Source organism: Tenacibaculum sp. SSH1-16, from assembly GCF_040104435.1.
In the GTDB taxonomy this organism is placed as follows: domain Bacteria; phylum Bacteroidota; class Bacteroidia; order Flavobacteriales; family Flavobacteriaceae; genus Polaribacter; species Polaribacter mesophilus.
The window spans coordinates 260,602-284,105 of record NZ_JBECOV010000002.1 but is presented as its reverse complement, the minus strand read 5'-3'; the positions used below and the strand labels follow the sequence as shown (position 1 = coordinate 284,105).

General features: G+C 31.0%; 22 protein-coding genes. 12 read left to right on the top strand and 10 right to left on the bottom strand.

Annotated features, from left to right (window positions below):
- The first annotated feature begins 2 nt into the window (after positions 1 to 2).
- The gene (locus ABMY20_RS03990; protein ID WP_349264697.1) at positions 3 to 2,084 is read left to right on the top strand and encodes a M20/M25/M40 family metallo-hydrolase; all 2,082 of its coding nucleotides are present in this window, start codon (positions 3 to 5) and stop codon (positions 2,082 to 2,084) included.
- A 266-nt stretch (positions 2,085 to 2,350) separates the two neighbouring features.
- Here the strand turns inward: ABMY20_RS03990 and ABMY20_RS03985 are convergent, their stop codons facing one another.
- A complete protein-coding gene (locus ABMY20_RS03985) occupies positions 2,351 to 3,085 on the bottom strand; it encodes a hypothetical protein (RefSeq protein WP_349264696.1) in 735 nt (244 codons plus the stop codon).
- 272 nt (positions 3,086 to 3,357) lie between these two features.
- Between ABMY20_RS03985 and tssD the strand changes: the two genes are divergently transcribed.
- From tssD to ABMY20_RS03950, 7 genes are all read left to right on the top strand, one after another.
- Complete coding sequence (tssD, locus tag ABMY20_RS03980) at positions 3,358 to 5,370, top strand: type VI secretion system tube protein TssD (RefSeq protein ID WP_349264695.1); 2,013 nt, start codon at positions 3,358 to 3,360, stop codon at positions 5,368 to 5,370.
- Positions 5,371 to 5,440: 70 nt separating this feature from the next.
- Positions 5,441 to 5,935 (top strand): hypothetical protein, encoded by a 495-nt coding sequence (locus tag ABMY20_RS03975; protein ID WP_349264694.1) that lies wholly within the window; start codon positions 5,441 to 5,443, stop codon positions 5,933 to 5,935.
- 70 nt (positions 5,936 to 6,005) lie between these two features.
- Complete coding sequence (locus ABMY20_RS03970; RefSeq protein ID WP_349264693.1) at positions 6,006 to 6,500, top strand: hypothetical protein; 495 nt, start codon at positions 6,006 to 6,008, stop codon at positions 6,498 to 6,500.
- Positions 6,501 to 6,575: 75 nt separating this feature from the next.
- Positions 6,576 to 7,013 carry a hypothetical protein gene (locus ABMY20_RS03965; protein ID WP_349264692.1) on the top strand — a complete coding sequence of 146 codons (438 nt, stop codon included), beginning with the start codon at positions 6,576 to 6,578 and terminating at the stop codon, positions 7,011 to 7,013.
- 60 nt (positions 7,014 to 7,073) lie between these two features.
- Positions 7,074 to 7,313: a hypothetical protein gene (locus ABMY20_RS03960; protein WP_349264691.1), complete on the top strand. Its 240-nt coding sequence runs from the start codon at positions 7,074 to 7,076 to the stop codon at positions 7,311 to 7,313.
- A gap of 5 nt (positions 7,314 to 7,318) precedes the next feature.
- Complete coding sequence (locus ABMY20_RS03955; RefSeq protein ID WP_349264690.1) at positions 7,319 to 8,200, top strand: hypothetical protein; 882 nt, start codon at positions 7,319 to 7,321, stop codon at positions 8,198 to 8,200.
- 62 nt (positions 8,201 to 8,262) lie between these two features.
- Positions 8,263 to 8,847 carry a hypothetical protein gene (locus ABMY20_RS03950; protein WP_349264689.1) on the top strand — a complete coding sequence of 195 codons (585 nt, stop codon included), beginning with the start codon at positions 8,263 to 8,265 and terminating at the stop codon, positions 8,845 to 8,847.
- 105 nt (positions 8,848 to 8,952) lie between these two features.
- Here the strand turns inward: ABMY20_RS03950 and ABMY20_RS03945 are convergent, their stop codons facing one another.
- Entirely contained in the window at positions 8,953 to 10,920 is a 1,968-nt protein-coding gene (locus ABMY20_RS03945) for a DUF5689 domain-containing protein (protein WP_349264688.1), read from the bottom strand.
- Between the two features lie 13 nt (positions 10,921 to 10,933).
- Entirely contained in the window at positions 10,934 to 13,693 is a 2,760-nt protein-coding gene (locus ABMY20_RS03940; protein WP_349264687.1) for a TonB-dependent receptor, read from the bottom strand.
- A 188-nt stretch (positions 13,694 to 13,881) separates the two neighbouring features.
- Here ABMY20_RS03940 and ABMY20_RS03935 point away from each other — a divergent pair, with 188 nt between their 5' ends.
- On the top strand, positions 13,882 to 14,934 hold the full coding sequence (locus ABMY20_RS03935; RefSeq protein WP_253679425.1) for an endonuclease/exonuclease/phosphatase family protein: 1,053 nt from the start codon (positions 13,882 to 13,884) through the stop codon (positions 14,932 to 14,934).
- 32 nt (positions 14,935 to 14,966) lie between these two features.
- On the opposite strand, the gene ABMY20_RS03930 is transcribed toward ABMY20_RS03935, so the two are convergent.
- The 3 genes from ABMY20_RS03930 to ABMY20_RS03920 form a co-directional block, all read right to left on the bottom strand.
- A complete protein-coding gene (locus tag ABMY20_RS03930; RefSeq protein ID WP_047790766.1) occupies positions 14,967 to 15,311 on the bottom strand; it encodes a hypothetical protein in 345 nt (114 codons plus the stop codon).
- Between the two features lie 66 nt (positions 15,312 to 15,377).
- Positions 15,378 to 17,063: a single-stranded-DNA-specific exonuclease RecJ gene (recJ, locus tag ABMY20_RS03925; protein WP_349264686.1), complete on the bottom strand. Its 1,686-nt coding sequence runs from the start codon at positions 17,061 to 17,063 to the stop codon at positions 15,378 to 15,380.
- A 21-nt stretch (positions 17,064 to 17,084) separates the two neighbouring features.
- The gene (locus ABMY20_RS03920) at positions 17,085 to 17,510 is read right to left on the bottom strand and encodes an OsmC family protein (protein ID WP_349264685.1); all 426 of its coding nucleotides are present in this window, start codon (positions 17,508 to 17,510) and stop codon (positions 17,085 to 17,087) included.
- Positions 17,511 to 17,629: 119 nt separating this feature from the next.
- Here ABMY20_RS03920 and ABMY20_RS03915 point away from each other — a divergent pair, with 119 nt between their 5' ends.
- Positions 17,630 to 18,220 (top strand): carboxymuconolactone decarboxylase family protein, encoded by a 591-nt coding sequence (locus ABMY20_RS03915; protein ID WP_125066097.1) that lies wholly within the window; start codon positions 17,630 to 17,632, stop codon positions 18,218 to 18,220.
- 69 nt (positions 18,221 to 18,289) lie between these two features.
- On the opposite strand, the gene mscL is transcribed toward ABMY20_RS03915, so the two are convergent.
- The 3 genes from mscL to ABMY20_RS03900 are packed head-to-tail and all read right to left on the bottom strand — an operon-like array spanning position 18,290 to position 20,453.
- On the bottom strand, positions 18,290 to 18,691 hold the full coding sequence (mscL, locus tag ABMY20_RS03910; protein WP_073182703.1) for a large-conductance mechanosensitive channel protein MscL: 402 nt from the start codon (positions 18,689 to 18,691) through the stop codon (positions 18,290 to 18,292).
- A 51-nt stretch (positions 18,692 to 18,742) separates the two neighbouring features.
- Positions 18,743 to 19,846 (bottom strand): alanine racemase, encoded by a 1,104-nt coding sequence (gene alr / locus ABMY20_RS03905; RefSeq protein WP_349264684.1) that lies wholly within the window; start codon positions 19,844 to 19,846, stop codon positions 18,743 to 18,745.
- A complete protein-coding gene (locus ABMY20_RS03900; protein ID WP_073182215.1) occupies positions 19,839 to 20,453 on the bottom strand; it encodes a thymidine kinase in 615 nt (204 codons plus the stop codon). Before ABMY20_RS03900 ends, alr begins: the two co-directional genes overlap by 8 nt.
- A 101-nt stretch (positions 20,454 to 20,554) precedes the next feature.
- Between ABMY20_RS03900 and ABMY20_RS03895 the strand changes: the two genes are divergently transcribed.
- On the top strand, positions 20,555 to 21,493 hold the full coding sequence (locus ABMY20_RS03895) for a hypothetical protein (protein WP_349264683.1): 939 nt from the start codon (positions 20,555 to 20,557) through the stop codon (positions 21,491 to 21,493).
- The gene (locus tag ABMY20_RS03890; protein ID WP_349264682.1) at positions 21,494 to 22,486 is read left to right on the top strand and encodes a glycosyltransferase family 4 protein; all 993 of its coding nucleotides are present in this window, start codon (positions 21,494 to 21,496) and stop codon (positions 22,484 to 22,486) included.
- A 38-nt stretch (positions 22,487 to 22,524) separates the two neighbouring features.
- Here the strand turns inward: ABMY20_RS03890 and ABMY20_RS03885 are convergent, their stop codons facing one another.
- Positions 22,525 to 23,352, bottom strand: coding sequence for a universal stress protein (locus ABMY20_RS03885; protein ID WP_159610954.1), 828 nt, complete (start codon positions 23,350 to 23,352; stop codon positions 22,525 to 22,527).
- Between the last annotated feature and the right edge of the window lie 152 nt (positions 23,353 to 23,504).

Below are 23,504 nucleotides of genomic sequence, written 5' to 3'. Positions count from 1 at the left end.
AAATGAAAAAAAAGTATTTTCTACTTTCGCTACTATTGCTGTGCCTTAGTTTTTCTACTATTTACAGCCAAAAAAAGATGTTTTATGGTACCATTGAAACTAAAGACGCCTTAAAACTGCAAGAAGTTGCTCCTTCTGATATTAAAATTATTTCCTCTGCTAATGGCTTCAGTGCTGTTAAGTTAAGTGATTATGCGGCAGAAAAGTTACACCATATGATTTTAACTCATGGTCCTGGGTTTATTTATGAGTCTTCTGAAAAAGATGCTTTACAAACAATTCAGAAGCTACAAAGTAAAAAATCGCATTATAAAAGAGCTTCTTACACTATTAGTGAAGACCAACTTGTAAATCAAAGTTTGGGTTTGGTGAATAATACAAATATTGCGAATCAAATAGTAGAGCTTGAAAACTATGGTACTAGATATCATACTACACAAAAGGCAAAAGATGCTGTTCTGGATTTAAAACAGAAATGGGAAACCATGGCTAGTGGCAGGTCTGATGTTAGTGTAAGAATAGTTAACCACAATAGTACCACAATGCCTTCGGTTGTTATGACTATTCAAGGAAGTGATCTTCCAAATGAATACGTAATAATAGGTGGTCATATTGATTCTGTTAGTCCAGAAAGAGAAACGAATGCTCCTGGTGCTGATGATAATGCTTCTGGTATTGCTACGATTACTGAAATGGCAAGAGTACTTTTTGAAATGAATTTTGAACCAAAAAGAACTATAGAGTTTATGGCATTTGCTGCCGAAGAAGTTGGCTTAAGAGGTTCAAAAGAAATTGCTCAGGATTATAAAAATAGAAATGTTAATGTGTTGTCGTATGTGCAGTTTGATATGACGAATTACAAAGGGTCACCAAAGGATGTTTATATTTCTGATGATAGTTATAATAGTAGTACCCTTAATGCTTTTTTAGCTAGCCTTATGGATCATTACAATGCTTCAGGAAGTCATCAATTTACTTACGATTATACACGATGTAATTATGGTTGTTCAGATCATTATAGTTGGGCACAACAAGGGTATGATGCAGCTTTTCCTTTTGAAGCTTCATTTAATGGTTCGAGTCCATATATTCATACAGTGAACGATACGTCTGACCGATTTCCAACTGCAAATGCTACGCATGCGGCAAAATTTGCGAAACTTGGTTTAGAGTACTTAATTGAAGTAGCTAAAAGTAAAGGAAGCGTTAGTGTACCAACGTATTGTGAATCAAAAGGAAATAATGTAAATGATGAATATATTCAGAATGTAACACTTGGGTCAATTAATAATAATTCAGGAGCTACAAATGGGTATCAAGATTTTACTAGTATTTCTACTGATTTAGAACGAGGTAGCTCTAATACAATTACTATTACTCCTAAATGGACAGGTACAGTTTATAAAGAAGGATATACTGTTTGGATTGATTATAATCAGGATTCTGATTTTGAAGATAGTGGAGAGCAAGTATGGGTTAAAAGTGCTTCTTCTGATAGTTCTGTTAATGGCACGTTTGCCGTACCTACTACTGCAAAATTAGGTAATACAAGAATGAGAGTGTCTATGCGATACAATAATATTCCTTCTTCTTGTGGTTCGTTTGATTATGGAGAGGTTGAAGATTATACTATAACTATTATTGAGGGTGATGGAGGTACTAATACTAATATTTGTGATGGGGTACCTCAATATGATTCTTCCCAAAACTATCAGGTTGGTGATAGGGTTGTTTATTTTAATGTTTTGTATGAAAGAACTTCAAGTGGATGGAATAATATTGGAAATTGTGGTAGTGCTAAAACCGATAATTTAAATGCAAGGCAAGTTTTAGTAAATGATAAAGATGTAATTGCCTTTTCACCTAACCCTATCGAAGGAAACTCTATAGTTTTACAAGTAAATAATGAGTTGTGGAAAAATAGAGAAGTTGCTATTTATAATGCTAACGGAAGGTTGCTTACAAAAGTAAAAATGAGTTCTAGAAATAGTAATATAGATGTTTCAAAACTATCAGCAGGAATTTATTTTGTGTCTTTAGATGATACAGGGAAAAGGTATACTAAACAATTGGTTAAAAAGTAGGTTTTACAAAGTGTAAAAATAAAACTTTAAGTTAGTAGAATTATTATTGCAACTTCTTTATATGTTATTTGAGTTTATAGTTTTATAAATGTTTATGATAAAAATAATATTGCAGTAAGTAAAAATATTAAAGAAGTTATAAAAAGTATAATTGAAGTATATAAAATAATAAATTCAGTTAGCTTAACTATTTTTACCATTTATAAAAAAAATACTGCAGTTACACAAAGTGTAACTGCAGTTTGCTTTAATAATAAAGCTATTAGTTATTTTCTTATAACTTTAAATTCTAACCCACTTATTTGTTTGTATTTAGGGCTTTTGGTACCGAATATACTTTTTACGTAAAGTTTTACTTCTTTTGATGTTTGTACTAAGCCTGTTAATGGATTGTATAGTGTATTGTTTCTTTGAATCATAGCATTGCTGTACTGTGTATAGGCATTAATTAGCTTTGTGTTGTTTTCTTGTAATTGGTTAAGTTTAGCCTGTAACGAAGTTGTTTTTAGTTCTTCTTCGTTTGGGTTGTAAATGGTATTTTGTACTAAAACTTGTATGAGGTTTGCAAAGTGGTTGATTAACTGATCGTAAGATTGTTGTGAGGTGGAAATTGTTTTGTTTGTTGACTCTTCTATTGTTTTTTCTTTTTCTACAGTTGTTTTTTTTGACGACCCTTGTAGTTTTCTGTTAATTGTTTTTGCATTTTGAATAGCTAACGCATCTGCGCCAGATACTATAAAACTATTAAGTGTTTTTGTTGCTAGTGATTTTAAGTTTGCAAAAGCATTTTTACGATTGTTCACTGCGTTACTATACGCTGCTTTTGCAGTGGCTACTTCTTCTAATTTTTCTGAGGCAGTGGTATATAGTTTTTCTAATTCAGTAATGGTTAACCGTGTATTTACAGGGTTATACGTTTCTGCATATCCTTTAGAAAAAGATATTAGTTCTTGAAAGTTAGCTACATTTTTTGCATGACCTGTTTCTGAAATTGATGCCATAAGATTGTAATTTTAAGTTATTGTATTGTTTTTTGCTTAACCTTATGGGTTATAAAGGATGTTAATTTTTTATTGTATACAGCAATTTAAATACAAAAGCAATTTTTATAACTTCTTTTTGTTAAGCGCTTTAAATATAGTAGTTTTTTTAAAATTATTTTTCTATCTATTTTTTTGCTCTTATTTTATTTCTATTAAATTTGTTATCAATGTTTTTATGTAGAAGCTGTTAAGTTTCTGTATAACAGTGTTTAGCTATAAAGAAAATTACTATGAATATAAAAGCCAAACTCTTTGTGTGTGGAGAGGAACGAGAATTAATCTCTACTAGTTTAAATTACATTCGTCTTATCGATTGGAATGGTAAACCAACATCAGCCCTAATGGGAGGTGCTTTTACCGTTACTTTTAAACCAGAAATGTACGATGATACCTTTATTGAATGGATTATAGCCGATAGAAAAGACAATAAAAAAATACGACATCCTTTTAATCTTTACCTATTAAGGGATGGGAAAGTAGTTTTTTATGAAGATGATTTTGATGGAGTAGAGCTATTCCAATACAACTTTCAAGACGGTGTACTTATAAATTACCATGAGGTTTTTGATAATCAAAAAGGTATGCAGGTTACCTTAACCATATCGCCTGCAATGCAAGACTATCGTTTTTTTAACAATAGTACCGATTGGCGTAGAAAAAGTAGAACTCGTTATATAAAACCGTGGCAAGAGAGTTTTATACCACCTATAGAAGATACTCCTTATAAGGCGAAAGAAGACACAACACCTCGTGTTGTAAAAGTAAACTGGATTAATAAGAGTAATGAAGTTGTAAATAGTAGTCATTACGAAGAAAACTTAGGTCTTGAAATAGATTTGAATAACCCTAATGGAGGAAAGGTAAAAATTAGTATTGCAAAAAAAGACAATACTAGTTTTGATAATAATACTAAAGAAATAGTATTGGAAGAACATGTTGCTGGTAATAAAGTAACTATAACCGACTTTAAAATAAAGAAAGAGTGGGAAGATTTTAAAAATGTAGAGATAGATGAACTGGTTGCTACTGCTACTTATTTTGACAGTACTAAGGAAAGCACTTCTTTAGAAATTATAGCACCGCCTAAAGTAATTGTAGACTTTAGACCTAGTAAAAATTATAGTGGGGAATACGGTTTTGATTATATAAGACATAAAAAAGAGAAAGATGATTATGTTACTTATGAAGATATTGTAGGACCTAATCAGTACAATGATTTTAAACTAAAAAAACGAGTAAAAAAGTTTAAAAAAGACCCTCTTAAATATAAAAAACTAAAAGACAATGAGTATAAAACGCTTACATTTCCTTGGTATAAAGATAGTGCAGGGAAAGAAATTGAGTACATACAAAGTTGGTTAACTTTATATCCACAGCAAACCGTAACATTAAGCTTGCAGTTAGAAACGATAAATAACCCTAAAAAGTTAGATATTTGTTTAGAATACAACACCGAATTATTTAAGTTAAGTACAGATACTATACCAGCTCAAAGTAAAAAGAAAAAAAGATTAGATGACTTTTTAACCGTTGAATGTTTAAAGGAGTTTAGTACCGACCAAACCATTAAGGTTATGTATGGTAACCAACAATTAGGGCAACTAAACATTTTAGCCAATGCTAAAAGTAAACGTAAAAAATTAGATGTTGTTTTTGTGGAGGTAAAAACTGATTTAAAAGGTAAAGGTAAACCTGTAAAAGGAAATTCTACAGGCAAGAGAACATTTTTAACCCAATATTTACAACAAGCCTTAATTAAGCCCAATATTATAATTGAAACTTTGGATTTAAAAAAAGATAAAACCTTTAATAAGCAAGTTGACCCAAAAGGTCAAGGATATATTGAGAATAGAACAGGCTTACACGATTATTTAAATGGTAAAATGGATACTAAATATAACAACTATTTAAAAGTTTATTTTATTGGCGATCAATGTCCTGTTCTTGATAAAAATGGAAATAAAACAAATAGAAGAGTTAACGGACAGTCTAAAGACTTTAATTCGGACGCAGTTGTATTGTTTAAAGGGCATAACGTGGCTACAGTAGCTCACGAAGCCTTGCATGCTTTAGGTTTGTATCATACTTTTTCTTCAAAAGCAAATTATACATATAAAAAAGGAGAAACCTATAATATTATGGATTATTCGCATTGGGGTATTTATGGTAATAAAAAACGAATATTAACATGGCTTTGGCAATGGAGAAAACTATGGAATAATACACTAATAAAGCCCGAATAATATGAAAAACAGAATATTTACAATATTAATAATATTGTTTACCTCGTGTAACGCTCAAAAAACAACAATTATGAAAAAGTTTGATATAGGAAAGTTTAATAAACATAAAGATACTATTCGTTATGAATATTACCAAACTCTAGAAAATGGAACTGTTATAACGCAAAGAGAAGATAATGATGAATATATTGAAATTATAAAATATAAGGATAAATATATTCAAGAGTTTAATTCATATTATAAAAATGGAAAATTAAAAATAAGCGGTTTTTTTCTTGAAAACGATTTTTATTCAGGTATATGGAAAGAGTACGACGAGAAAGGTAATTTGATAAAAGAAACCAATTATGACAAAGGTTACAATTATACATGGGAAGATTTATTAAAGTTACTTAAAGAACGTGAGGTAAACGTAAAAGACACGAATAATACAACGATTAGAAAGGATGATGGAGAATGGTGGATTTATTATGTGAAAGGACTTTATATTTATAATATCCGTATTAATGGAAAAACAGGAAAAATCACGTTGGATGATAAAGATATTTTTGAAGAAGGCTCATAGCACTAAGTTGTTTATTCTTTATATGGGATTTATTGTTGTTACAGCTTGTAACGCTCAAAAAATAACAACGATGAAAAAAATTGATATAGAAAAATTTAATAAATATAAAGACACAATTCGTAATGAATATTACCATGTTTTAGGTGATGGAACTATTGTAGAACAAATGGAACTTAAAGAAGTTTTTGCAGAAACTATTAAGCAAAAAGAATCTTTTTTTGAAGTAAAAAATCAATACTATAAAAATGGAAACCTTAAGATAACAGGAAAATATTTTAATTCTAGTTTCCAAAAAGGCATATGGAAAGAGTACGACAAGAAAGGTAATTTGATAAAAGAAACCAATTATGACAAAGGTTACAATTATACATGGGAAGATTTATTAAAGTTGCTTAAGGAACGTGAGGTAAACCTAAAAGACACGAATAATACAACGATTAGAAAGGATGATGGAGAATGGTGGATTTATTATGTGAAAGGACTTTATATTTATAATATCCGTATTAATGGAAAAACAGGAAAAATCACATTGGATGATAAAGATATTTTTGAAGAAGGCTCGTAAAGTTAAAAACTATTAAGAACTTATTTTATTGAATGGTAAATGCTCAGTTCTTGATGAAAAAAATAGGCAAAAAATATGAAAAATTGTATAATAGTTTTTATAGGGATATTACTTCTTTCTTGTAAAATAATCCCAAAACAACCCCAAAAAGAAAGAGAATTATCATTTAGAGCTATAGATTATTCAGTAAAATGGGAAGGAAAGGCAAAGTTAGTTACAACATACAAAGAAGCACTAAGGATAGGGTTAACTCAGAAAAGTAATAAAAACGAAAGATTTTATTCGAAAAATGCAGTTTATTTATTTGAAGTTGGGGGTGGTTGCTTTGGGGCAAGTCCGAGTGAAATATCGGTTACACTAAAAAACAATATAATAAATATAAATTGGGAAGAACCTAATGAACCTTGTCCTGAAGTAGGAGAAATGTCAGCTTTTTGGGGCGAAATTATTATAAATAAAAAAGACTACCCTAACTATGAGCGTTTAAATGTAAAATACTACTGGGAAGAATGAATTTGAACAAGCGGTAAATTAAAAAATACAATAAAACAAAGTGAAGAAATTGTTTATAAAATGTCTGGTTCAACTAAATTAGAGCGTGAAATGTATGAGCAATTTGTAATTTTGAGAAAATATGATGGAAAAATTAACCCTGCAAAAAATTCTTTGGCTAAATTATTAAATAAAGTGAATCCTGTTGGAGGAAGATTTAAATTAAACTCTCCGGAAGGATTAAAAGATTTTTATGATAAAGCTGAAAAAGTAGCAAAAAAATATAATTTACCACCAACTTTTAACTCCCCTAATTTTTAAATAATATGTATTTATCAGGTTTTAAACACTCTCCATATTTAATGGTTAAACCAGATTCGGATTTAGAAAATATAAATCCTGATTTTTTGAAAAACAAATATACTGTCAGACTTTCTGGTAAATTTGAGAATAAGTTTTTAAAAGAGTTTATAGAAAAATTTAAAACAGTTAAAAATTTAGATATTGGAAATAAATATGGAAATAATGGAGATAATTCTTTTGTTTATAAACTCCCAAAAATAGAAGGCTTGGTTATTCCTTTATGGAGGGATTGTGATTTTATTTTAGATTGTTCAAATCTTCCTAAATCTCTGTATTCATTACATTTAAATGTCTGGACAAAAAAAAGCATTATAAATATTGAAGCATTAAACAAAACTAATTTACAACACTTAACCATTTCAGATTACGATGAAAAAGATTTAACCAAATTAAGTTCATTAACCAATTTAAAAACCTTAAGTTTTAAAACAGCAAAAATAAAATCTTTAAAAGGAATTGAAACTTTAACCAATTTAAAGTGTGTGTCTTTTGGTGGTGTTAGAAGTTTAACTGACATTTCAGATATAACAACTTTACAAAAGTTAAAATATTTAGAATTTGATATTTGTTGGAAACTACAAAATTTTAATCCTATTGGTGAATTGAAAGAATTAGAAGTATTACAACTTATGGATTGTAAAAGTTTAGCATCTATTAAGTTTGTTAAAGATATGCCTAACTTAAGACAATTATATACTTTAGGAACGACTATTGTCAACGATTTTGATACAACTCCTGCTGAAAATGTGCCTGTATTTTTTGGAAGTCAATATAAAAAGTACAACAAACAATATCCTGAAAAAGAAATACAGGAAGGACAAAAATCTTGGAGTAGTTATTTGTAGTTAGTGTCTATGTTTAGTCTTAACTATTCATTATGTTGATACTCTAAAAAAAACTGCAATAGATGAAAAAGAATATAGATAAAGAAATAGAGAAACTTATTAATCCATCCTTAGTTTTAAGAATAGATGGTTTAAGTAAATCAAACCCTGAGTATGATTTATATTTTTTTAGTACTCTACTACTTTGTATATGGGAAAGTCTCTATAATAAAGATTTGAACCCCTCTTATCATATAAAAGATTCTGTTGGGAATATATATTTTAATGAAGAATTACGAATTAAGATAAATAAGGGGGTTAATACAATTGTAAAAACAGCAAAAGGGTTAAGGCTAGAAAACAAGCCAAAACCTTTTTTTATGAGTATATATGACTATTTATATATAGAAGACTCAAATAGTAATAAACTATATTGTTATAGCAAAGAGCTTATGGGGACTAGTTTGTTTAATAGTAGTATGTTTTCAGTTGAATTAAAAAAGCCTATAGATGAATTAACGCAAGAGGATTATTATAGTTTTCTAGGGAAAAACTTTAAAGGGAATAATGGTCGATTAATAAATGGAAAGGAAGAAAAGGTGTTTTTAACGTTACATAGCTATAATCAAAAGAAAAACGTGTGGAAAATCCGTCTACTTACATTTTGATAAATATTTTGTGTTTATTAAAAACTAAGAGCATGAATCTAGTGTCACTTAGCTAAAAAAACAACCCAAGGTTTAAGCCTTGGGTTGTTTATATCAAAAAAGAGATTATCTTACTCCAGGTGTAAAAGCACCAGGGGCATCTTGAGGTGCATTTGTAGTACCTGCATCTCCTGTGTCATTCCAAATATCCCATTCTGCAAATGTATATGTTGGGTTTCCTTGTGTTACTGAAGCTTTGCGGTAAGCTCTACCATCTTCAAATTCGTGATTTGTACCAGATCCATCTTCCCCAATAACTCCAAAGATATCGATTACAGTTCCGCTTGGATCTACTAGCTCTAATTGGTCGTCTCCGTTAGAATCTGCTGCTGCAGAAGTAGACTCCATATCAGCAGTAACACCATATATACTTGAGAGTTCTGCAGCATTTTTGGCAATTACAAAAGTACTAGTTCCAGCTATGGTTTTACCAGATAAGTCAATTGAAGATGTTGATGAAGTAGCATCATTTGTATATCTTCTAATTGTCCAACCTGTTAAGTCTATTGGATCTGTTCCAGAATTATATAACTCTATAAATCTAGCATTAGCATTATTGTTAGGGTCTGCTAATTCAGAAAAGAAAATAGCATTAGTAGTAGTACCTCCACATGTAACATAGTCTTCTGTAAAATTAAGATCAGTTTCGTTTCTTAAATAGATTTGAGGAGTACCTTCAAAAACAGTCATAATACCTGTTATAGCCCCTTTTTTATCATTTACATTATTGTTAGCAAAAGTTGCCTCTTTTCTAACATAAGTGGTTAAAGGAGTACCATCACATTCAGCAATTAACTCATTGTTACCGTCATAAATTTTGGTATTGTCTTTGAATTGTACTCCATCAATTTGTACTAATTTACTTTCGTAATCACCAGTTAAAGCTTGAGCAAAAGTGATAGTCTCAGGGGTTGGTAAAGTGCCTGCTGTAGATTTAATAATACTAGAAGGAGAAATGTTTAATTGTAATAAATCGTTATATTCACTTAGTTTAGTTCCTCCAACAGCGATTTCTACTTCGTCTCCTAAGTTTAAGTTATGATCTCCACTAAAACGTAAAGCAATACCAGCAGTAGCATCTTGAGCAAATGCACTTAAGGGATGTAAGTTACCAGAAGCTAAATCAGAAGTAATAACTACTTTTATTTTTAAGTTTTTTGTAATTGTTGCTTCTCCACTACCTTTATAAAAGGCTTTAACTTCATTTAGAGTAGCGTCAATAGGAGGTGCGTTACAACCATATTCATCGGTAAAGTTAATATCATTAGTGTTTCTAAGAACTAATTGATAGTTACCAGCAAATTCATCTAAAATAGCAGTAATGCTACCTTTGTTATCAGGGATATAGTATTCTTTGAAGCTAACAAATTTACTTGTTGAAATATCAATTTTTTCAAAAGTTTCACAAGAAGTCATGGTTCTTGTAATATAACTATTGTCTTCAGGGTAAGCATATTGTAATCCTTTTGTTTCAGATTGGAGGTTTTCAATTTTAACTAAGGTATTGATGTGATTTTCAGTTAACTCACCAATTGTTAAAGTAGTTGGTATAATATCAACGATTTCAGAAGACCTATCTATTTTACTTATATAATCGTTAGCGCTTATTCTATCAGTACGATTACCAGTACCTTTGATACCTATTTCAAAAGCTGAATATGGTTTGCTTAAGGCTAAACCTTTTAGTTTTACATATATTTTTCTTCCTATATTATATCTAGCACCTAAGTTAGCATCATCAATTTTAATTACAACTCCTACTGTGGGATTTTCAGGCTTGTCTTGAATAACTAATTCTTTATAGAAATTTCCTTCTCTGTCGTCAGAAACAACATAACCAAAGATAGTGGTGTCGTCATTAAATTCAACTATATTACCGTTATATTGTGCTATGACTTCGTCTAAAGACTTTAAGTTTTCGTACTGTTTGTCTGGTCCAATAGTTGGTAATTCAAAATCATTATTGTCAACACATGAAGCAGAAATTGCAATAAAAAGTATTGCAAAAATCTTGTATAAATTTATTTTTTTCATTTTAAGTGTTTTTTTAGAATCTATAATTTAAGTTTAAGAAATAAGTAGTGCCTCTACCGTACCAGTATTTATTTCCAAAGGTTGGTGTCCCGTTAGCGTTATCGTCGCGTAATTGGTGATAATTTGCATTTCTTCCTTGCTCGAAACCACCTGTTTTATATTCTTCGTTGAATAAGTTACTAACACTAGCAAATAAACCAATGTATTTACCATCGCCTACTTTCCATGATTTTCCCCCGATTGCATTTACAACTATATAATCATCAAATTGCTCTTGAGTTAATAATTGTCTAGCTAACACTGGGTCGTAATCTGCAAAAGCAGCTCCGTCTGCATCACTTATAAAATTAGCAGTTCTTCTAATAGGAGAAACATCTACATAAGCTTCATCCATATAGTTTGCAGTAACACTAACAAACCAATAATCTGGGTCTCTATATTCAAAACCAAAAGAATAAGCCTTATGAGGTCCAGCAGCAAGTTTATAATCTTTAAGAGAAGCAAGCCCCATATCTCTTTTACCATCAATGAAACCTTCTGTATTAGCGTTTTCGGTAGTAATTACAAGATTTGGGTTATTATTATAGGTGTACTGACCAATGTTTGCAGCCCCTTTTAATTTAATTGTAGGAGTAACTTGCGCTTCAATCCCAAACTCAACACCAAAATGTCTTTTATCTATACCAGTTAAGATTTCTTGAATAAATGCCGAAGTATCTCCTCCAATACCATCAGCAAAGAAGAATGAAATTTCTGTAGCATCTTTAATGTCTGTATAATAACCTGTGATTCTTGAAGTAATTAAAGGGCTTCTAAAAACATAGCTAACATCTCCAGATAATATTTTTTCACTATTTAATTCAGCAACATCAGCAACTGTAACATTGTTAGCTCTTGAGTTGGCAAAAGAGTTACGCAGAGAAGGTGCTTTTGTAATATAACCTCCGTTTACATCAATTAAGTGACGACCAGAAATTTTATAGGTTAATCCTCCTTTAGCTCCATAGTTAAAGAAATCTAACTTATCTGATTTTCCGTAAGAGTTAGTTGGAAAGTACCCGTTTTGGAATAAACCTTCTCTTTGGTGTGTAGTATTGTTCGCTTGTCCTGCTATATAAAAATCAACTTTGTTGTATTTGAACTGTAATTGAGCAAAACCACCATATACTTCAGAATTGAAGATATAGTTGTATTTAAAGCGGTCTCCTAATCCAATTATTCTATTAGGAGTTAAGAGGTTACTTTGTTGTTGGTCAAAATTATCACCAAAAGTATTCACATCCAAATAACCTGTAGCTCCAAGCATATCTATTGGAGAAGCAAAGTTTTCAGACTTTAACTTTCTATATTCACCACTAGCAGTTAGTGTAATATTTTCATTTAACTCTGAAGATAAAATCATATTAGCTGTTAATTGCTGATCATCGTTTCTATCTTCATATAAAATTACACGAGCATTTTCTGGACTTCCTTCGTTTCCAATATACAATTCATCCCAATCAATTTGTCCATCATTTTGGAAACCAGTTAATGATTTGTATGCATTTTCATAATCTGGTCCATTAGGATCTGATAAATACCAGCTTGGTAACTTTCTGTAATACGTAGGATCAGGATTGTTAGCACCGTTATAATCTAAACGGCTATTACCTATTTCTCCAAACTGAAAACCAATATTAGTGTTTAATGTAGTGTTTTCAGAAAGGTTCCAATAGTGGTTCAACATTACAATTGGTTCGTATAATCTCTTAACTCTTGAGTTTCTGTTTTTGTCTCCTTGTTTTCCCCAATATGAGTTATAACGAATTCCTTTAATATCAAAAACCTCTTGAGTATTTGGTGAAGATTTTCCTCTTTGGTTCTCTGCAGCAATTATAGTTAAGTTTAAGCTGTGAGCATCGTTAATTTGCTTTTCAAGTGACAAAAAGATGGAGTTGGCATCGTAAAAAGTACCATCAACATACCCTTCGTTACCAGCTCTTCTACTACCAGAAACAGTTATTGCCCATCCATTAGCTAATAAACCAGAAGAGTATGTTGCCATTAGACGGTGGTTGTAACTTCTATTAGAAGAAGCATAAGAAATACGTCCACCTTCACTATATTCAGAAGCTCTTGTGTTAATATTTGTAGAACCTAAAACACCACCAAAAGCATAGTTTGAAGGAGTTAGTCCATTACTAAACTCTTGGTTACGCAATACATCGTTTAAACCTCCCCAGTTACTCCATTGAGGTCTTCCGTTGTATAGTTTGTTCATTTCAATTCCATTAATCAAAACTTTACCATTTTCAGAATCTAAACCACGTACTCTGTAAAAAGAGCCACTCCATTCAAAAGCGGCAGTACGTAAATATACATCTCTAGAGGCTTGTAGTAAACCAGAAATGTTATCAGCAGCACTAGTATCATCATTTAACTCATCATCTGTAATAGTGATGGTGCTTAAATCTTGATCTTCAGATAAATCTTCATACATAAAGATTGTGCCTAAATCTACTGTTTTTCCAGATAGTTCAACTGGAAAGTTTTGGGTTTCATACCCATTTACTGATACCGTTACAATTTGTCTTCCGTTTGGTAACCCATTTAGTGTAAAAGCCCCGCTGGCGTCTGTAGTACTCGAGACGCTTACTTCTTTTATACTTACAGAAACACCTTGCATAGGATTTTCAGAATCGCCGTTTATTACAATCCCCTTTACAATGTTCTGTGCATTCAAGCCAAATAAACCTGAAAAAAGCAATAACATTGTTATCGTAAAATTTTTCATAAATGATTGTTTGTAAAATATTTAAATACATTTGTTTCCCATAGCTAAAAAATAAAGCGAAAGGGAGGCAAAACTACGAAAATTCTAATTGTGTTAATATTAAGTTAAAGTTACTAAAAATGGTTTTATGTAAATTATAGATTTTGGCTTGAAAATTGTTTTTACTTTTGTTGCGTAAAATTTATTAAATGAGAAATATAGCTTTATTTTTAGTCTTAACTCTTGTTGTTTTTTCTTCATATGCACAACAAGGAGCAAAAAAATATAAAATAAGAACTGTTGGTTTTTATAATTTAGAAAACCTTTTTGATACCGAAAATGATCCTGAAAAGAATGATGAAGCAAGTCCCATCATGGAAATGAAAGGAGATAAAGAAGAGGTATATATAGATAAAATAGATAAACTTGGAGAAGTTATCTCACAGTTAGGAGCTGAAAAGACAAAAACGAGTCCAGCAATTTTAGGCGTTGCTGAGGTTGAAAACAAGAAAGTTTTAGAAGATTTAGTAGCATCGGAAAGGTTAAAAAAGAAGCGTTATAATATTATTCATTTTGACTCTCCTGATAAAAGAGGGATTGATGTTGGGTTGTTGTATCAACCACGTTATTTTAAGCCAATTCATTTTGAGGTATTTAATCCTAATATTTACAGTCAAAACAGAAAGGTATATACACGCGATATTTTATTAGTATCGGGTTATTTAGATGACGAATTAATACATGTTATTGTAAATCACTGGCCATCTCGAAGAGGAGGGGAAGCGAAGAGTAGACCATTGCGTGAAAAAGCCGCTTATAAAGTGAAGCAAATTATAGAAAAAATTAAGCTGAACGACCCAAATCCAAAAGTGTTAATTATGGGTGATTTTAACGATGATCCTATTAACTCTAGCTTTAAATCTGTTTTGCAAACTAAAAGTAAGAAGAAAAACGTTAAAGAGGGAGATATTTATAATCCTTATGAAGATATGTTCCGTCGTGGATTTAATACATTAGGGTATAGAGATAATATTAATTTATTTGATCAAATTATGTTTACTTCTCCACTATTAGATAAGGGAGAAAAAGATTTTTTAACCTATAAAATGTTTAAATCAGGAATCTTTAATAAACGTTTTTTAACACAAAAAAGTGGTCGTTATAAAGGGTATCCTTTCAGAAGTTTCTCTTATGGAAAGTATACAGGAGGATATAGTGATCACTATCCGGTATATATGTACTTAATTAAAGAAGATAAATAATTATAGAAGGCTTGCTAATTTTGCAAGCCTTCTTAATTTCTACATAGCTCATTTAGATAATTATTCATTCTTAGTTGAAATAGTGTGCCTTTTAAAAGGTCGTCTATCTGCCACAGTTCGACTGAAGAAACTGCCATGCTAACTTTATTAGAAGGTGTTTGTAGTAGAATGGATCTACAGTCTTTACCTTTACTACAAGTAGCGCAGTTTTTTTGAAGTTTTGAATCAGTAACTTTTTCTAAAAATAATTCAATTTCTTCTTCAGTTAAATGAAACCCTGTATCTCTAAATATTAATTGAACTAGCTTAGAGTTGTTATCTTTCCAGTGAAATGAAATACCTATGTTGTTGTCGTATATTTTAGTAATTCCGTCCATAACTATATTTTATTACCGTAACAAATATATAAGATTATTTGGAATTATTCTAAATAAAAGTAGCAGCTATTTTAAGTCTTTTAAAATCAATTGTATAGTTGTGTGTCCGTTCCATGTGTTTTCATCTAAAGTATATACAATGTCAAAATCGTTTTGAGCGATGGCTATTTTATTTCCTAGACCAAAACCTATGGCATTATATGTTTTTTGGTCTGAACCATAAATAAGGTTTAGTTTTAAATGACTTTTGTCTGCGCCAACTTGTTTACCATATCCATTATCTCTTACTGCTGAAGTAGTAAAAATTGGTTTCATGTTTAGCGGACCAAAAGGTGCCATTTGTTGGACTATACGGAAAAACTTAGGTGTAATTTCTGATAGGTCAAGCTCAGCATCAATAGTGATTTCTGGAGTTAACAAGTCTTTATCAATAGTGGCTTTCACTACTTCTTCAAACTTATTTTTAAAATTTTGATATTGCTCGGGTAATAAAGTTAAACCCGCTGCATATTTATGTCCACCAAACTGTTCAATAAATTCTGAGCATTCTTCTAAAGCATTATATACATCAAATCCTTTTACTGAACGAGCTGAGGCAGCCAATTTTTCACCACTTTTAGTAAAAACCAAGGTAGGTCTGTAGTAAGTTTCTGTTAAACGAGAAGCTACAATACCAATGACTCCTTTGTGCCAATTTTCATCAAAAACAACTGTGGTGTAATTTTCTTGTTCGTTGTTATTTTTAATTTGAAGTAAGGCTTCTTGTGTAATTGCTTTGTCCAGCTCCTTTCTGTCAGAATTGAACTTTTCAATTGCAGCAGCAAACTCAACTGCTGAATCAAAATCCATTTCGGTTAACAGTTCAACAGCATAGTTTCCGTGTTTCATTCTCCCAGCAGCATTTATTCGAGGAGCAATGATAAAAACTACGTCTGTAATGGTAAGTTCTTTTTTTTGCAACTGATGAATGATAGCTTTAATACCATTTCTAGGTTGTGAATTAATGACTTGTAATCCATGATAAGCTAGAACTCTATTTTCCCCAGTCATCGGAACAATATCAGCTGCAATTGCAGTAGCTACTAAATCTAAATATGGAATTAAATCGTTAATTGTTTGATTTCTTTTTGAAGCTAATGCTTGAATCAATTTAAAACCAACACCACAGCCACACAGTTCATCATATGGATAGTTACAATCCATTTGCTTAGGATTTAAAACAGCAACTGCTTTAGGAATTTCATTTCCAGGTTTGTGGTGGTCACAAATAATAAAATCAATATTTTTTTCAGTAGCATAGGTAACTTTATCAATAGCTTTAATACCGCAGTCTAAAGCAATGATAAGTGAAAAGCCATTATCTTCAGCGAAATCAATTCCTTGAAAAGAAACACCATATCCTTCTTCATATCGATCAGGAATATAGGTTGCAATATTAGGATGAATTGTTTTTAGGTAAGAAGATAGCAAAGAAACAGCGGTAGTTCCGTCAACATCGTAATCGCCAAAAACTAAAATATTTTCGTTATTAGTAATAGCAGTTTCTATACGCTGTACAGCAACTTCCATATCTTTCATTAAAAAAGGATCATGTAAATCACTCAATGAAGGACGAAAAAAATGTTTTGCTTCATCAAAGGTTTCAATACCACGTTGTACTAAAATTTTAGCCAAGGTTGTGTCGATAGATAGTTCTTTGGCTAATTGTTTTACTTTAATAGTGTCTGGTTGCGGTTTTAATGTCCAGCGCATAGCAATTTTATCGAAAATAGATTAGTTATTATGTAAATGAATAGCGGTAGTTACATCAGCAAATTTTCTAAACATTTCCATAACACCACAGTATTTCTCTATCGATAAATCTACTGCTTTGTTAATTTTTTTCTCGTCTAAATCACTTCCGTAAAAATGATAATCCACTAAAACTTTATGATAATATTTTGGGTGTTCTTCAGTTAATTCACCAGTAACAACAATTTTAAAATCATCAATTTTTACACGCATTTTTTCTAACATAGGAACAATGTCTAAACCTGAACAACCGGCTAAAGAAGAAAGCATCATAGCTTTAGGTCGTAAACCAGTATTATTTCCTCCATGCTCTTCAGAAGTGTCAATTACTATTGGGTGTCCACTAGGGTTGTTACTTTCAAATTGCATGTTTTCTTTCCAAATCGTTGTAACTGTGTTTGTTGCCATATCTTGATAATTTTTTGTTTATTGCGTAAGTAAGTCTCTGTGTGTTTCGACTTAATTATTTAAATAGTAACACAAACTTACAGTAAAAAGTTAGTATTAAAAACTTAAAAAATAAAACTATGCCTTTAGTAACTCCTTTAGATCCGAATCATGATGCGGAAACTAAAAAATTATCTGATTTTTATAATGAAACCTTAGGTTTTTGTCCGAATTCAGTTTTAACTATGCAGCGCAGACCAGAAATCTCTAAAGCATTTATTAATTTAAATAAAGCGGTAATGGCTAACCATGGTCGTGTAACTTCTGCTTTAAAACGTATGATTGCTTGGGTAAGTAGCAATGCTACTGGTTGTCGTTATTGTCAAGCTCATGCAATTCGTGCAGCGGAGCGTTATGGAGCTGAACAAGAACAATTGGATAATATTTGGGAGTATAAAACCCACCCAGCATTTTCTGATGCTGAACGCGCTGCGTTAGATTTTTCATTGGCAGCTTCTATGGTTCCAAATATGGTAGATGAAAAGATAAAAGAAGAATTGTATAAATATTGGGATGAAGGTGAAATAGTTGAAATGTTAGGTGTGATTTCTCTTTTTGGGTATTTAAATCGTTGGAATGATTCTATGGGAACAAGTATTGAAGATGGAGCGGTTGAAAGTGGTGAGCAATATTTAGGAAAACATGGTTGGGAGAAAGGAAAGCATGTGTAAATTAGATAGAACTATTAGAAAATAGAAAAGCTCGCAATTGCGAGCTTTTCTATTTAATATTTAATCGGATTACTTTTTTAGTAAATCTCTAATTTCTGCTAATAGTTCTTCTTGACTAGGTCCCTTTGGAGCTTCTGGAGCAGGTTCTTCTTTTTTCTTCATAGCATTTACTGCTTTTACCACCATAAACATAACAAAAGCTACAATAATAAAATCAATAACATTGGTTAAAAATTCACCATACATTATAGCAACTTCGCCTGTTACTTTACCAGCTTCATCAGTTACTCCTTCTTTAATTACATACTTTATGTCCTTAAAATTAGCTTTAAAAATAAGTCCAATTAAAGGAGAAACAATTCCTCCAGTGAAAGAGGTTACTACTTGTTTGAAAGCAGCACCCATTACAAAACCTACTGCAATGTCTACTAAATTTCCTTTCATTGCAAAGTCTTTAAACTCTTTGAGCATTCCCATATTTTTGATTTTTAATAGTTAATTGAACTGAAAAATATAAAAAAATTAGCTTTTAACCAATCTTTTTATACGTTGAGATAAGGCAGTAAGTATTTCATACGAAATAGTTTCACACTTATGAGCCATATATTCTACGTGTTGTTGATGGTTGAAAATAATGACCTCGTCACCTTCACTACAATCAATTTTAGTAACATCAACCATTATCATATCCATACAAACATTTCCAATAATAGGAGCTGGTTTATTGTTAATGAACACAAATCCATTTTTATTTCCTAACTTTCTTGATATACCATCTGCATGTCCTATAGGAATGGTAGCGCTTCTTGTAGGTTGACTAGCAACAAAAGCTCTATTGTATCCAACAGTTTCACCTGGTTGAACTATATTGATTTGAGAAATTATAGATTTAAGCGTATGTGTGTTTTTAAGTTGAGCTGTTTCTTGTTCATCATTTCCAAAACCATATAAGCCTATGCCTAGGCGAACCATGTCAAATTGAGCTTGTGGATAATTGATAATACCAGATGTATTTAAGATATGTATCATAGGTTGGTATCCTAAGTGCTCATAAACTTGTTTTACTATGTAAGCAAAGTTATTTATTTGACCTATGGTGAATTCTTGTTCGTTTAAATCTTCACTAGCTGCTAAATGAGAAAATATAGATTCAACTTTTACATTGTTTGATTTTTTTAGCTCTGCTACAATAGTTGGAACGTCAGTATGCCAAAAGCCTACTCTATTTAATCCTGTGTTAAATTTTAAATGAACAGGGTAATTCATTAAAGGCTCTTCATCTGCAAGTTTTAAAAAAGCATCAAAGATTTTAAAATTATATAGATTAGGCTCTAAGCGATATTTAACAATATCTTTTAAGTTTTGAATTTGAGGGTTTAAAACCAAGATAGGCGTTGTAATTCCAGCCTCACGTAAAGCCATTCCCTCATTAGAATAAGCAACAGCAAAATAATCAACATGGTCTTGTACAATTTTAGCAATTTCAGTAGACTCACTTCCGTAACCAAAAGCCTTGACAACAACTAAAATTTTTGTAGTAGGTTGTAGCTTCTGTTTAAAATAAGCTAAATTGTGTAGTACAGCTTTAGTATTAATTTCTAATACGGTAACATGATTGTTATTCATTAGTGCTTTCTTTTTTATTTTGTGTTTCGTGTTCCTTCATGGCTTTGTAATAAGCAGCTCTGCTTAGTGGTTCATACTCTTGAGTTTCGCCCAAAAAAACTAGATCTTCACTTTGTGCTTTTCTATAACTATAATGGGCTAAGTTTCCTGTACGAGTGCATACGGCATGTACTTTAGTAACATATTCTGCAGTAGCCATTAACGCAGGCATTGGTCCAAAAGGTTTACCCTTAAAATCCATGTCCAAACCTGCAACGATAACACGAACTCCTCTATTTGCTAAGTCGTTACAAACAGCTACAATTTCGTCGTCAAAAAATTGGGCTTCGTCTATTCCAATAACATCAACATCATTGGCTAATAATCTAATATTAGAAGATGCAGGAACAGGTGTTGAACGAATACTGTTTTTATTGTGGGAAACTACTTCCTCCTCATCGTATCTTGTGTCAACTGCAGGTTTGAAAATTTCAACACGTTGTTTAGCAAACTGAGCACGTTTAAGTCTACGAATTAATTCTTCGGTTTTCCCCGAAAACATTGAGCCACAAATTACCTCAATCCAACCAAATTGTTCTGTATGATTTACTGTATTTTCAAGAAACATTTTGTAATTTTAAGCTCTAATTATTGATTTTTGTATTACTTTCGAATGAGGAACAAATTTATTAAAATTTAACAGCAAAAATTAATATCAAACGACAACTTATGCACAAAAAACTAGCATCAGATTTAACCAGTTTAGCACACAGTATTTTACAGATGAAAAATAGAGAAGATGTGTTTGAGTTAAAGCAAAAGGCATATGAGGTTTACGAAAAACTTTCGGTTTTAGCGTATGTAGAAGAATACATAAATAATACTCCTAATCCTACAAAAACTAAAGAGGAACTGTTAAAAGATGTTTTACTTGCCGAAGAAAAAAAGCAAGCTGAAGCTGTTGAAGAAATTTTACCTAAGATAGAAGAGGTAAGTTTAGAGACAAAGAAAGAAGTTGTAGATGATTTGGATGCTGAGGTTGAAAAAAAGAAAGAACCAATTCAAGAAGAGGTAAAAGTAGAGAAGTCTACAGAAGAAAAGATACAAAAGGAGGAACAAGAGTCTATAGAAAGTAGGGAAGTACATCACTTAGAAGAAGACTTAAAAGAAGGTTTTGAGCAAGAAGCAGATGAAATAGCTGAAAAAGTAATAGAAGGAATTAATGAAGAAATAATTACTAATGAAATCATTGAACAGCCTTTTGATGAATTAGAAGAACTGTTACATAGTGATGGAGAGGACGTAAAAAATGATATAAAAGATGTTGGGGATAGGAAAACTCCTACTTTAGAAGATGAGTTGCAAGATACTATATCAGTTGATGTAATTACAGATTTATTTACTAAGGCGGCACCTAAGAAAACAATAAATGATCACTTTCTAAATACAATTCAAATTGATTTAAACGATAGAATTGCTTTTGTAAAACACCTTTTTGAAGGAAATCAAAATGATTTTAATAGGGTTATTTCTCAATTAAATACTTTTAAAACAGAAAAAGAAGCAAAAAAATTTATTAATAAAATGATTAAACCAGATTATGATTGGTCTGATAAAGAAGAATATGAAAATAGATTATTTCAAATCATAGAAAGAAGATTTGCTTAGATGAGTTCTGATCTTATAGTTATACATACTCACTTTCATAAACGAAGAACAGGTGTTACAAGAAGTATTGAAAATGTATTACCTCAGTTAAAAAAACTGTGTACAACATATCTTTATGGTTATGGTATCAAAGGTGAAAAAATGACAACTTCTGAGTTAAAAAAGTTGTTATTCTCAAAAAAGAGTATTGTTGTTCATTGTCATCGAAATAATGAAGTTTTAAAAATGTTATGGTATCGTTTTTTAGGAGCAAAATTTAAATTAATAACTACGCGACATGCAGAAACAGATCCTTCTAATTTTACACGATTTTTACTAAGAAAATCAGATGAAGTTATTACGTTAACAAGTGCAATGCATAAAAAACTAGGTATTTCAAATGTTAAAGTACCTCATGGTATAAATACAAACCTTTTTATTCCTAATCCAGAAAAAAAGTTAAGTAATATTGCTCAAAAGAATATTATTCTTTGTGCAGGTAGGGTAAGAAAAGCAAAAGGACAAAAAATATTGTTAGAAGCTGTAGCTCCTAAATTAAAAGAAAATAAAGATTGGGCGCTGGTTGTTGTCGGTAAAGTAGATAAACCATTGTTTTTAGAAGAATTAAAAGCAATAGTGAAAAAAAATAAAGTAGAAAACCAGATTTATTTTATTGATGAAACCTCAGATATTGTTTCTTATTACCAAGCAGCTAAAATTTCAGTAGTACCATCTTTTACAGAAGGCTTTTCTTTAGTTTGTGCAGAAGCAATGGCGTGTGGAAATACAGTAGTAGCAACAAAAGATGTTGGAGTTCACTCTGAACTAGTAACACATTTGAAGTCAGGATATTTATTTACATCAGGAAGTGTACCAGAACTTCAAAAAATAATGGTAAATCTAATGAGTAAAAAAAATGCTTATTTAGGAAGTAGTGCTCGGAAAGAAATTATAGAAAATTGGAGTGCAAAAAAGGAAGCTATAAATTTGCTAAAGGTATATGAAAATAATTAATGAAAGAAAAAGGTCAAGGTTTTCCCTTGACCTTTTTGTTAAATTTTAAATGTTAGCATTGGTCGCATAGCACTTTTAGAGAGACTTTTAGTAATGCTGCCATTAAAAATATGAGATAAGCCACTTCTTCCATGCGTAGCTAAAGCAATTATATCTGCGTTAATTTTATTAGCAAAATGAAGAATTCCTTTCTCAACAGAAGAGTCATTGTAAATATTAATAGTGTAATTTTCTAAACCATATGTGTCTATAATTTTTTTAATTCTTTCGTTAGTGTCTTGAGAGTTTTCAAATTTCTGGGGAGTGTTTATTTTTAGTAAATGTATTGTACAATCAAAATTATTACTAAAATCAAGAAATCGTTCAAAAGCCTTATTTTTTTTAGGTTTAAAGCTAGATGCAAAGACGATATCTTTTGGTGTAAAACTGTCGTTATTCTTTTTTGTAACAATGACAGGTATTTCAGAGTTTCGTACAACTTTTTCAGTGTTAGACCCAATTAAGATTTCTTCAAGGTTTGTATGCCCTTTAGATCCCATAATGATTAAATCTGTACTGTTTTTTTTAGAATAATCTCTAATACCTTCAAATGGACTTTGAAATCTGATAGCATGTTTAACATTTTTAATTTTAGGAAAAAAATCCTTTTTGTAATCCAGGAGTCTGTCACGAACCTTTCTAATATATAACATGCTTTCTGGAATACTAAAGTTAGTTCCAGCCCCCATGTCAACGATTCCTGTAGGAAGTTCAACCATATGAAGTAAGTGTACTTCACTGTTGGCTTTGCTAGCTATTTTTGAAGCTAGTTTCGAAGCATATTCAGAAGACTTCGAAAAATCAGTAGGTACTAATATTTTTTTCATAATAAGAAAGTTTTAAGAGAGATAGTTTCTTAAAGATACAAAAAACAATGTTATAAAGAAAGAGGGTTGATATTTGTGTGTTAATGAATAACTTACTATATTTGCACCAAATTTATTAATCAGATAGATGAAGGGGACGTTAGTCCCCTCTT